Source organism: Alteromonas sp. ABV4_150 (assembly GCF_056311745.1).
In genome coordinates this window covers 2434390-2446503 of sequence record NZ_CM149971.1, presented here as the reverse complement: position 1 = coordinate 2446503, position 12114 = coordinate 2434390, and the positions used below count along the sequence as shown (strand labels likewise).

General features: G+C 43.9%; 8 protein-coding genes. 6 read left to right on the top strand and 2 right to left on the bottom strand.

Translation table 11 applies throughout. The annotated features are described in order from the left end of the window. The first annotated feature begins 263 nt into the window (after positions 1 to 263). Positions 264 to 860, top strand: a complete 597-nt coding sequence (locus ACYX4M_RS10685; RefSeq protein ID WP_476080088.1) for a porin family protein — start codon at positions 264 to 266, stop codon at positions 858 to 860. Positions 861 to 939: 79 nt separating this feature from the next. On the opposite strand, the gene ACYX4M_RS10680 is transcribed toward ACYX4M_RS10685, so the two are convergent. After that, positions 940 to 2682 (bottom strand): PAS domain S-box protein, encoded by a 1743-nt coding sequence (locus ACYX4M_RS10680; protein ID WP_476080087.1) that lies wholly within the window; start codon positions 2680 to 2682, stop codon positions 940 to 942. A gap of 252 nt (positions 2683 to 2934) precedes the next feature. Here ACYX4M_RS10680 and ACYX4M_RS10675 point away from each other — a divergent pair, with 252 nt between their 5' ends. Beyond that, positions 2935 to 5151: a VTT domain-containing protein gene (locus ACYX4M_RS10675; RefSeq protein WP_476080086.1), complete on the top strand. Its 2217-nt coding sequence runs from the start codon at positions 2935 to 2937 to the stop codon at positions 5149 to 5151. Next, positions 5139 to 5846: an endonuclease/exonuclease/phosphatase family protein gene (locus ACYX4M_RS10670; RefSeq protein ID WP_476080085.1), complete on the top strand. Its 708-nt coding sequence runs from the start codon at positions 5139 to 5141 to the stop codon at positions 5844 to 5846. The genes ACYX4M_RS10675 and ACYX4M_RS10670 overlap by 13 nt, the downstream gene beginning before the upstream one ends. Positions 5847 to 5895: 49 nt before the next feature. On the opposite strand, the gene ACYX4M_RS10665 is transcribed toward ACYX4M_RS10670, so the two are convergent. Beyond that, positions 5896 to 6876, bottom strand: a complete 981-nt coding sequence (locus tag ACYX4M_RS10665; RefSeq protein WP_476080084.1) for a LysR family transcriptional regulator — start codon at positions 6874 to 6876, stop codon at positions 5896 to 5898. A 398-nt stretch (positions 6877 to 7274) separates the two neighbouring features. Here ACYX4M_RS10665 and ACYX4M_RS10660 point away from each other — a divergent pair, with 398 nt between their 5' ends. From ACYX4M_RS10660 to ACYX4M_RS10650, 3 genes are all read left to right on the top strand, one after another. Further along, a complete protein-coding gene (locus ACYX4M_RS10660) occupies positions 7275 to 9875 on the top strand; it encodes a TonB-dependent receptor plug domain-containing protein (RefSeq protein ID WP_476080083.1) in 2601 nt (866 codons plus the stop codon). A gap of 115 nt (positions 9876 to 9990) precedes the next feature. After that, on the top strand, positions 9991 to 10812 hold the full coding sequence (locus tag ACYX4M_RS10655; RefSeq protein WP_476080082.1) for a sulfite exporter TauE/SafE family protein: 822 nt from the start codon (positions 9991 to 9993) through the stop codon (positions 10810 to 10812). A 19-nt stretch (positions 10813 to 10831) separates the two neighbouring features. Next, positions 10832 to 12010 (top strand): pyridoxal phosphate-dependent aminotransferase, encoded by a 1179-nt coding sequence (locus tag ACYX4M_RS10650; protein WP_476080081.1) that lies wholly within the window; start codon positions 10832 to 10834, stop codon positions 12008 to 12010. Positions 12011 to 12114: the final 104 nt, after the last annotated feature.

The window sequence follows — 12114 nt, the reverse complement described above, 5'->3', positions numbered from 1 at the left end:
CTAGTAGCAACACGTGACTATGAATCTCTTTCAGACTTCATGAAAAATTTTCTCCTGGTATTTGACAGTCATCTTCATGTTCAATCGAAAATGTATAATAAACAGACAATTACGCAACCATATCTGTAAACTTTGCCCTAATTTGAAATGAATATTGAAATTTCTACTATGGCACAGCAGTTGAAACATTAAGTGTGTAATCAGGACACATTGGCTTCGTACGAGAAGCTGGTGAAATATCAAGAAGTAATGAGGATGAACTTATGAAAAACACACTTAAAACACTTACTGGACTTGCTACTGTGGCTTCTATCAGCGCGATGGCATCGTTCGGCGCACACGCTCAGACAAATCAAATTGAAGCAAAAGACAGTGGTTTTTATGTAGGTGGTAATTACGGTTACCTACGCGTTGAGGGCGAAGACGATTTTGATGACGACAAAGACGTTTGGCAAGGTCTTGTAGGCTACAAGTTTAACGAATGGATTGCTATTGAAGGTGGCTATATCGATTTTGGTGACTACGGTAACGATATCGCAGGCGCTGAGACAGATGGTTACACCGCCGCTATTAAAGGTATTCTTCCATTAACCGAACGCTTCTCTCTTTATGCTAAAGCTGGCCAACTATGGTCAGAGACAGAATACAACTTCGCAGGTATTTCACGTGATAACGATGACGAGAGTCTTTTCGTCGGTGCAGGTCTGAGCTATGCCGTTACCAGCAACTTCCTAGTAAATGCTGAGTACACGGTATATGACACTGAATTAGATGCAGATGAAGCATTTGATGATATCGACGACACTGACTTTGAAACTGATCTTAAACAAGCAAGCATCGGTGTAGAGTACCGCTTTTAATTGAACACGATGCAACCGTTTTGAATTTTAAACGGATAATTTATGAAAGCCTTCGTAGCTTAACGAAGGCTTTTTTGTGTTAACCATCTATGCGCTGAATAAGTTGTGCTAACTCTTCTATTTTCGATACCGTTGTTTTAACAAGGTTATCAATTTCATTTGACGATGATTGTGAGTTACCTGCCAGTGTCCTTACTTCATCAGCAACGACAGCAAAACCTCGCCCCATTTCTCCGGCTCTGGCCGCTTCAATAGCTGCATTTAGCGCTAACAAATTAGTCTGTTCGGAAATTGAGTTAATTGTTCCCACAATATTACTGATAGTTTGACTGGTAACCAATAGCTCTTTCATTGCGTCTTGCGTATCGTTCACCGCTTGCTTTCTAGACGTGACGTTAATAGCGAAAAATACGTAGCGCGTTATTTGCCCATTGAAATTTTTAAGCGCACTTATTCGTGCATCAAAGGCCAGGTAATTATCCCCTAAATCAAATTCTGCGATTTTTGAGACGAATCCTGACGTTTCTAATGCCGATTTGTCCTCTGCACTTAACCCCCCCATAACCTCATTAGCAAATGCCTCTGTACTCATTACACCATTCAAGGTTTCGCGCAGTAATTTGTTCGCCTCAATGATTTTTCCGTTAGGCTCCATTTCAAGCAGCACTAGTGCACTTCCGATGGCCTTCAACTTGTTAGTAAAGTCGAGTGCCATTTGCTTAACACGAGTTATATCAGCCTGCACTGCAATGAAGTTAACTAAATTGCCCTGTTTAAAAACGGGGTTAATTGATAGTGAAGTCCAGTATGGCGTTCCGTCTTTTCTATAATTGAGAATTTCATCGTAAAAGGCTTCGCGGTTCTTAATTTTTTGTCGTATAACACTGACGGTTCTCTGATCAGTTTCTTCACCTTGCAAAAACGACCCCGGCTTCTTGCCTTTCACTTCTTCAAGCTGCCACCCCGTCAATCGATAGAAGCCATTATTAACATATTCTATAAGGCCATTAGCGTCAGATATTATGACGGCGTTATCCGTTTCATTCGCTACGAGAGAAAGCATGCGCTGCATCTCTCGCTGTTCAACCTCTTCGGTAACGTCTTTTATAAAGGCCGTATACAAAGTTCTATCAGCTAATCTTACTTTTGATAACGAAAGCCTGCCCCAGAGGCTCTTCCCGTCTTTTCTCTCTACCTTTACCTCACGGCTCGTACCAACAATTTTGTCTTGGCCGGTTTCTCTATTCGCGTTCACATAATTGTCGTGGTTGGCCTGTATTTCTTGGGGCACAAGCATCTTTACATTTTGACCAATGACTTCATTTCGCCCGTATCCCCAAAGCTTTTCAGCCGATGCATTGAACAAGGTTACATTATTGTTCTCGTCTATACACACCACTGCATCTAACGCTTGCTCTAGGGTTTGCTCCACAATTTCACGAGATTCACGCTCTTCTGTAACATCGCGTACAAACGCCGTGTAATGCTTTTTGCCTTGCACAACGACTTGTGACAAGGCGAGTTGAACCCAAATTCGCTCACCGTTTTTGGTTTCCAGTTCAACCTCTCGTGAACTTCCAACAATCTTATTTACGTTGGTTTGTCTGTGTGAGTTGACGTAGCTATCGTGATTCGCTTTGTGTTCCTGAGGTACAAGTATTTTTATATTCTTTCCCATTACCTCGCTCGGCGTATAACCCCATAGTTTTTGAGCTGCGTCATTATAAAACGTGATGTTATTTTTCTCATCAATAGTCACGACCGCGAGTATCGACTGTTCTAGTGCCTGCTTAGATGCGTTTTCTTTGGAAAAAAACTTCATTGACCTTAACCTTTCGTATAACCCTAAAGTTATATAGAAGACATTACGACCTTTTGCCAATACTAAACATGGAACGCGTTCTATCGTGAAAAAATTACACAAACTAGACCATGAAAAATACACACAATTTTCTTTAAAAGTAAATTAAACATTTAAATCAACCACTTAAAACAAGGAAATTCATCAAGTATTGAGGTACGGATTCTGCAACAACACGTGAATAGATAGATTTAATATAATAGGTAAGGAACCATGCAATCAGGTAAGAGTGTTTTTCAACCAGGTCAAAACTGTTGGGTAGAGAGCAAAGCTCGCTTCTCTACTCCTCTGATAGATTGCGGAAACTATTACAAAGCCTTGCATAGCTCAATTGTTAAAGCAAAGCACAGCATTTTTATTGTTGGTTGGGATATTGATAGTCGTATCCGATTATTGCGAGGTGACGACGAAGCTAACAGCGAAGCACCAAGTGTCATTAGTGATCTGCTGAAATGGAAAGCAGAACAAAACCCTGACATCAGGATTTACCTACTGCGCTGGGACTCTTCTTTAGCCTTCTTCGCTCAGCGCGAGATGTGGGCAAAAGAAGTGTGGGAAGAGAAAACGCCTGACAATGTTCAAACAGAATTAGACGATACCATTCCAATGGGCGGGAGCCAGCATCAAAAGATCGTGGTTGTTGACGACGAGCTTGTTTTTTCAGGCGGTATGGATGTATCAACTAACCGTTGGGATACGCGAGACCACCCTGTAGTGTCTGAAGAAAGGGATGGGCCTGATGGCGAATACGGTCCTTTACACGATGTTCAAATGGTTTCAAGCGGTCCTGTCGTTGCCGACTTTGCACAACTTGTCAGATGGAGATGGCAGCGGGTAGCCGAAGACACCCCTATTAATATTCGTGAAGATGCGCGTAATGATGAGAATGCACCTTTGCCTGAAGCATGGCCAGAAGATTACCCGCCTCTTTTTGAAAACGTAGAGTGTGCCCTTGCCCGCACCATTCCCTTTATGGACGAAGTAGAGCCAGCACAAGAAGTACGTCACATGTTGCTTGATCTTATTGGTGAGGCTGAATCGCTCATTTATATCGAAAATCAGTTTACGACTCGCCAAGAAATTGCTGAAGCGCTAAACAGACAGCTGAAATTAAAGCCCGACCTTTCGGTTATCATTGTTAGTTCTTACGAGCCAAAAGGTAAGTTTGAATGTGAAGCATTTTGGGCAAGCCGTATCGAATTTAAAGCGATTCTGGAAAAAGGCATAGATCCTAAACGAGTAAAATTGACTTACTCTTCAATCGAAGACATGCAGGGGCGAAAAGCGTACAAACGCATTCACTCTAAGGTGATGACCATTGATAACAAATATCTCGTTATTGGGTCTTCAAACCTAAGTAATCGTTCAATGACCCTCGACACGGAAATCGATACGGTTTTATTCGGCAATAGCAGAGACAACCAAGCTTGCATAGAACAAGTAAGAAATGACTTACTTGCAGAGCATACAGGTCGTGACATAGATGCAATGCCAGAGATATTCAACAACCAATATCCTGTTGAAGCGCTAATGCAGGGTCAGATCGCACATGGCTATGTGCTTACCGAAGTTCGTGATGAGGTGTTCACGGAACACTCGGTGAAAAATGTATTTCGCGCCCTATCAGATCCAGAGGAACCGCTTATTTCAGTACCCACATTTGATGGTGACGCGCTACCCGCGCGTAACCCAAAGCGTCGCAGCATAATGATTTTAATTGGTGTTGCAATTATCGCAGTACTTGGTGGGTTGATGTTCTGGGCAAGCCAATCGATCCCATGGTTAAGCTCAGACAGCATCAACGCCTTTTTAGAAAAAAGTAGAGGCACTTATTTTGCTCTTCCAACAGTTTTACTCGTGTATGTAGTTGGTGGTGTTCTATTCTTCCCGGTGACCGTACTCTCGTTGGCTGTAGCCGCCATTTTTGGCCCAATTTGGGGGCCTATTTACGGCATGATGGGAGCGCTAATGAGCTCAGCAATTATGTTTGGTGTTGGAAAGCTATCGGGCAATGCCGGCCTTAGGAAAATTGGCGGACCTAAAGTAGCAGCCGTCGATGAAAAACTAAAACGCAGTGGCGTGGTTGGCGTAGCGGCAATTCGCATGTTGCCTATCGCTCCGTTTAGTCTGGTGAACTTAGTCGCCGGCATTTCATCTATAGGCATTTTCCAGTTTTTAGTAGGTACGTTTTTGGGCATGTTCCCCCCTATGATTGCCAAGGGCTTAGTTGGCGACTCAATTGCCCAGATTTGGCAGAACCCGTCAATCGAAACCATTAGCTACCTGGTGGGAGGCATCATTTTGTGGGGGCTAATGATTTGGGGTTCGCAAAAATTCGCACGCTATTATCAAGCTCGAAAAGAGGCCAATACTGATACGGGTGAAAGTAGTAACAATAGTAAGGATGAGGCTGAAAAATGTGCCGCATAATAACCTACAATATCCATAGCGGTGTTGGCAGGGATAAGCAGCACGACTATAAGCGTATTGGACAGTTCCTAGCAAACAGCGGTGCAGACGTAGTCTTGCTCCAAGAAATGGATACGCGCCCGCCCGAACGAGACACAGCGCAAGATGTCAACGACATCTGCGCTGGTAACACGTTTAAACTTATCCCATCACCAGCAATTCGAGAGCCTGATGGCTGGTATGGCAACGCAATTTTGACGCGTTTTGATGTATTGGAACACGACACCATAGATGTGAGTCAAACAGGTCGACAGCCAAGGAACGTGCAGGTTGTTGAATTAAAGACTGAGAAAACACCTCTGACGGTGGTCAACACCCATAAAGGACTCAAGAAGCTTGAGCGTCGTTCGCAGTTTACAATGCTTCACGAACATCTGTCGCGGCGTTTACAAGAGAAACAAAACCCGCTTTTTCTAGCGGGTGACTTTAATGAATGGCAGTTTTTTTCAAGGGCCTTTACGGCTTTAAATGATTTACTATTGCAGCAAAAAGTGGGGGCTACGTTTCCTAGCAACTTCCCCGTATTTTCACTCGATCGCGTATGGGTAACTGAAGATATAAAAGTAAAGTCATGTAGGAAGCTTAAGAACGAACAAACCAAGGTTTTATCCGATCATCTACCTGTGTTAGTTGATATCGTTCTGCCCGAAGCGTGAATTAGTCGACTTTATATTCACTCAAGCACGGTGTGCTCGATTACGCTGATTACGCTGATTTCGCTACAAAGGATGATGCCGCAAATTCTAAGGTACCGCACCAATGTTTGAGCGCATTTTCCTTAGCAACCACTTTTCGAATAATATCGATAATTTGCTGATATTCTTGTGATGCTTTTCTCTGTCTGTTTGTAGCAGCCAGCACAGTTCGATGCATTTCAGGTTGGGTGATTTTTAGGGTTGATACTAATCCCGATTCTTTCAAATGAAAAATAGCTGAAGTGGGTAATATCATTACCCCTTCCCCTTGCATTACTTGCCTTAACCCTGTCATTAACTGCCCCGAATAAGCAAGATCATGCTTAAGGCTCACTCCGGTGGCTTTTTCGTAATCAGCAATAAGCTGACCAAGTGCATCTTTATTTCCAGGCGATAATAGAGGTAGTTCACTTATTTCCCAGAATTTTATCATTGATTTATCTTTGAGCTTGGCGTACTCGGGATAAGCTGAGGAACCAGTAAAAACGAGATGTAGCTCTTCTTGAATAAGAGGGGTCACGCTCATAAATTTAGGTTCTATCGCCTGCTGGTAAGTTAAAGCAATATCTACCTGTTTTGATTCGAGCCAATCGTTGATGGTGTATGAAGGCCCAGTGCTGATCTCTACTTTCAACGCTTTATGGTTACTCGTTATTTCAGTTAATAACGGCAGGGAAAGTACGTTGCCAATTGACGGAAGCATTCCTATTTTTATTACTTTTTGCTGTTCTCCCTGAAATGCTTGCAACGCTGATTTCACGTTGTCAATCTCCCCCATTATTTTCTCTGCGTGTTTGTAAAATACTTCTCCAGCGGGCGTTAAGCTTATACCCGAAAAACTTCGTTCTAGCAGCGTTGCTTTGACTTCTCGCTCCAAGCTTGCAAGTTGCTGACTAATAGCAGGCTGAGCAATATCTAAGGCTCTTGCCGCTGCAGCAATACTGCCTCGCTGTACTGTGGTTATAAAGTAATGTAGCTGTTTAGAGTGCACTTAACCCCCTTTTGGAAGGCAATAGAGAATAGCCTGGCGTAACTGCATTTGAAGTCAGCAAGGTATATGCCATTCCAATAGGTTATATGAAGCGAAAATGTAAATAAAAGCGCTCACTGAAGGGTTAAAAAAATCTCACATTAGATGCTACCTAAGTCTAATATCAAGAAAACCGTAAGTTTCCAGAGGGGTCAATGTTTTTCTTATACCCCTGAATATTCTTCTTTCTTCCACCAGCAGCAAAGAGTTTTTAGCCTAGTCCCTGTACACGAGTTACCCAATAACAATTACAAGATGTGTATGCATCAATGTGGTGCTCGTGCGTGCCTAGAAAGAGTGCAGATCCAATTAATCCGCATTCATAAATTAAGTAGCAATAAGCACGATTGGGAACACTAATGAATCAAAAGAAACTTCACACTGCAGTACGTTACGCACTTACCGGATTGACCCTTTTCACTACTTCAATGCTCGTACAGGCGCAAGAAACCAGCGAGGAAACAACTGAAGCAAAAGATCTAGAGCGTATAGCCGTTGTAGGCGCTCGTGGTGCGCCGCGCTCAGTTACAAGTTCGCCCGTTCCCGTTGACGTGTTAACCGCAGAAGACGTTGAAGCCGTTGCGTTTACCGACATGAACAACGTTCTAATGACCCTTGTACCTTCCTACTCTGTTGGCAGACAGCCTATCTCAGACGGCGGCACCTTTATTCGTCCAGCGACGCTTCGAGGCATGCCTACAGACAAAACCTTGGTTTTGGTGAACTCTAAACGCCGTCACAGAGCAGCGCTTGTTTCAATTGGTGGCTCTGGTACTCAAGGTCCAGATATCGCTACTATTCCTACAGCAGCAATCCAAAGTGTTGAGGTATTGCGAGACGGTGCGGCAGCTCAGTATGGTTCGGATGCCATCGCGGGGGTAATTAACTTCCAACTTAAAAACAATACTGAGGGCGGCTCTTTCACCATTGATTATGGTAGCTACTATGAAGGTGATGGCGACCAGATTACCGTTACAGGAAACAAAGGTTTCGCCCTTGGTGACGATGGATTCTTCAGCATTTCAGCCGAATACTCAGATAGTGAAGCGACCTATAGAGGCGAACAATATTGTGAACCCTGGTTTTGTGTAGACGAGCAGTCAGCCGAGTACATCGCTGATGCTACCGCTATGGCCAACAGTGTGCATGGTTCAGACGTAGTACAACCATGGGGGCAACCTAATACCAGCGGAAAACGCGTCTTTTTCAACGCTGGGTACGCGCTAAGTTCTGAAGCTGAACTCTATGCTTTTGGTAACTATTCTGAAAGTGAAGGCGACGGGTCTTTTTACTATCGCTATCCTGGTAACGGGACTATTGAAGACATTCGTCTTGAAGACGGTTCTATTTGGAACCCCACAGAATTTTTCCCAGGTGGATTCACTCCTCGCTTCTTCGGTGATGTAACCGATTATTCAATGGTGGGTGGAATAAAAGGCATGTCGGGAGATCTTACCTACGATATTAGCGGTCGTTATGGCAACAATGAAATTTCCTACACCTTAGCAAACACCATCAACCCTTCACTTGGCAATGAGTCGCCTACTTCATTTGAACCCGGCGATTTAACTAATGAAGAAACCCAAATTCAAGCAGATTTCACCTACGATCTGAGTGAGTACGTACTCGCCTTTGGGGCTAGCTATCTAGATGAGTCTTATGAAATTTCAGAGGGTGAAGAAAGCTCGTATTTTGCAGGTCCTTACGCTACCTCTGATCCATATGGCTTTTGTGATGGAACCACCGCTACTACCGCAGGTTTAGCCGTTATCGCAAACGGTTCAACATTGAACTGTGCTGACCCAGATGATGCTGTCTATACCGTAGTTGGAGTAGGCTCTAACGGTTTCCCGGGTTATTCACCGGACTACTCCGGTTCATACGAACGCGATTCTTATGCTGTGTACACAGATATTTCAGGTGACATTACTGACGAGCTATTTGCCCAGGCAGCATTGCGCTATGAGGACTATTCAGACTTTGGCTCTGAGGTAGTTTACAAAGTCGCGGCATTTTATCAATTAAGCGACGATGTAGGCTTTAGATCTTCATTTGGTACAGGCTTCCGCGCCCCCACTCCTGGTCAGCAGGGTACAACTAACGTATCGACTCGCTTACCTAATGGTTTCCCTGTAGCAACGGGCTTATTCCCAGCGGGCGGTGATGTAGCACAAGCACTAGGAGCAGAAGAACTTTCGCCTGAAAAGTCGACGAACTTTACATTAGGTATGACGGCTAACTATGGTGACTTAACCCTTACCGTAGATTACTACAATATCAAATTAGAGGACCGCCTTTACTCTGTATCCACACGCGATGTATCTACAACTGTTGTCACAGACCCAAATGCTGAAGGTTACGATGCTTATCAAAATTACCTAGCCCTTGCTGGAGCTAACGTGTCCGGTGCTGAGTCAATCGGTGGTGTTTTCTTCTTCCAAAACGCATTCGATACTGTTACCGAAGGTTTGGACGTCGTAGGTACATACAAGATGGAAACTAAGTATGGCTCAACCGTTTTAACTGGCTCTGTCAATTACAATAAAACAGAGTTTGATTCAGACGCCAGCGAGTTCCTAGATCCTGAAGATCGGTTCGATTTTGAGAATAGTACACCCGAAATGCGCGGAGTTTTCTCAGTCACTCATAGCTATGACGTATGGTCAGCGGTTGCTCGCCTTAGCTACTTCGGCGAGTACGAAAACGCGGGGAGTGATGACGGAGAGAATGTAAACTTAGACAGTATTCAAACCTTCGGGGACGAGTTTATGTTTGATATCGAAGGCTCTTACCTAATTAGCGAAAACCTTACTCTTTCAGTAGGTATCAGAAATCTCTTCGACAACTACCCAGATGTAAGTACTAACGGCGATGCCTGTTGTGGTGAAGTTTACGACTCGGGTTCCATCGTCGACTGGCAGGGTGGGTACTATTACACACGCCTAGCTGCTCGTTTTTAACAGAGTAAAAAAACACCGGCGCAAGCCGGTGTTTACGTTTTCAAATAATTGTACATAAGAAAAAGTTAATAGGTTACTCAATGTTCAAAACTGTATTATGTGGGGTGAAAAACTGATGGAAATAGAGCTACTGTGGTTTGTAGTTACTTTGTGTATAACCGGTGCTATTGCTGGTATTACCGCAGGTCTATTCGGCAATGGTGGAGGCTTTGTTGTTGTTCCAGCTCTCCTTGCTGTTTTTCCTTTCTTTACCCCTCCTTCTGAATCTCTAGTGAAAGTTGCGATAGGCACATCATTGGCATCAATAGTGGTTTCTAGCGCGCGTTCTGTTATGGCGCATAGAGCCAAAGGCGCCGTAGATTTTGACATCCTAAAGTCCTGGAGTATTTGGCTTATTCTTGGCGTTGGCGGAGGCTTACTAATAGCAAATAACTCTAGCGCAAATGGCTTAACCGTAGTATTTGCAGCAGGTGTGCTTCTTTACTCTGTATATTTTCTTTTCCCTGAATTTGTTGTGCGTCCCGGTCTTGTTTTCGATATGCCTAAAGGCATAGGCAAAGCGGTACTAGCATTTATATTGGGCGGTTTCTCTGCGTTACTGGGCATTGGGGGCGGCACGCCAACCGTCATAACTATGGTGATGTGCCAACGTACTATTCAGCAAGCTGTTGCTACCGCTGCCGGCGTTGGCTTCCTGATAGGCTTACCAGGTGCCATCGGTTTTCTATTTATGAAGCATCCAGAAACGGCCTCTCTACCTGTTGGCACTATCGGATACATCAACATTCCAGCGCTCATTGCTATCAGCATAGGCGCAATCTTTACTGCACCTATCGGTGCGAAGATGGCACATAACTTTAGCGAAAAAAAGCTAAAGCGATTGTTTGGCATTTATCTCGTCATTGTTTCAAGCGCAATGTTCTATAAAGCCATTTAAAATAAAAAGGAGAATATCTGTGAGTTATAACCGTTCTAGGCGTTTATTTTTAGGTGGCTCGGCAGCAGCATCAGCCATAGGAGCGACTGGTTTTAGCAATTTGGTTAACGCCCAATCTACAAGTGCTGCGACAAGTGAAGCGGCATCTGTCATTTATGGCCCAAAACCTGGCGTAGCGAAGCTCAACGCTAACGAAAACCCATTCGGGCCTAGCCCAAAGGCGCTGAATGCCATTGCTCAAGCCTCTGCTAAAGGTGGTGCTTATTACGCTTATCCCGCAGCTATGACGCTGTTAGATATGATAGCCGAGCGTCATGGCATTACCCGTAAGAATATTTCACTAAGCGCAGGGTCTAGCCCAATTCTTTCCTACGCTGCCGTTGCTGCCAGTAAAAACGGTAAAATTCTTGGGCCAGATCTTTTTTGGGACACAACGTCAAAAGCTCCTGAGAAACAAGGTGCGCCTGAAATAGTAAGAATTGCTAATACAGCAGATCTCGATATCGACCTTGACGCTCTATACGCCGCTATCAATGACTCGATCGGTATGGTGCATATCTGTAACCCTAACAACCCCACAGGTAAAGTGCTTGACCCAAGCAAGCTTCGCGAATTTTGTATTAAAGCCTCTAAAAAGACACTTGTTTTAGTTGATGAAGCCTATAACGAACTCATCGATGAGCCACCAAAACACTCAATGATTCCCCTCGTTAAAGCAGGACACAATGTCATTGTAGCGAGAACCTTTTCAAAGATTTATGGCTTAGCAGGTATGCGCGTAGGTTATCTGATAGCTTCTGAGGAAAACACTGAGTGGATTAACCGCTACGGTATGGGCGGCTATACCTTGAATCAAGCAGGCCTTGCCGCTGCTATCGCCAGCTACAATGACGATGCCTTTTTAACGTTTTCTAAAGAAAAAATTTATGAAGGTAAATCTATGGTTATGGACGCCGTTAAGGCTAACGGTTTGACAGCCCTCCCCTCTAGTACTAATTTTATTTTTGTTAATCTTGGTGATGGCAATGCCGAGTATTTTAGACAAGCTATGGCTGAAAAAGACGTACTTATCCGAGGCATTTATCGTACTTATAATAATTGGTCTCGAGTGAGCATGGGGAAAATAGCAGACGTTAAACGTTATGTTGATGCGATTCCTGCCGCTTTAGAAAAAATGCAGTTAATGCAAAAAAGTTAATTATTGAGGGTGTGTGCCAAAGTCGGTGCCCCCCGTTTTTGAGCTGCAACTTCCTTCTCCGCGACTTATCAATTCAACTTAAAGTCTAATACGCACAAAAGTCA

Bases quoted from the DNA above. Each gene is read 5' to 3' on its own strand.
- ACYX4M_RS10685 (WP_476080088.1), top strand. From the start codon at position 264: ATGAAAAACACACTTAAAACACTTACTGGACTTGCTACTGTGGCTTCT.
- ACYX4M_RS10680 (WP_476080087.1), bottom strand. From the start codon at position 2,682: ATGAAGTTTTTTTCCAAAGAAAACGCATCTAAGCAGGCACTAGAACAG.
- ACYX4M_RS10670 (WP_476080085.1), top strand. From the start codon at position 5,139: ATGTGCCGCATAATAACCTACAATATCCATAGCGGTGTTGGCAGGGAT.
- ACYX4M_RS10660 (WP_476080083.1), top strand. From the start codon at position 7,275: ATGAATCAAAAGAAACTTCACACTGCAGTACGTTACGCACTTACCGGA.
- ACYX4M_RS10655 (WP_476080082.1), top strand. From the start codon at position 9,991: ATGGAAATAGAGCTACTGTGGTTTGTAGTTACTTTGTGTATAACCGGT.
- ACYX4M_RS10675 (WP_476080086.1), top strand. From the start codon at position 2,935: ATGCAATCAGGTAAGAGTGTTTTTCAACCAGGTCAAAACTGTTGGGTA.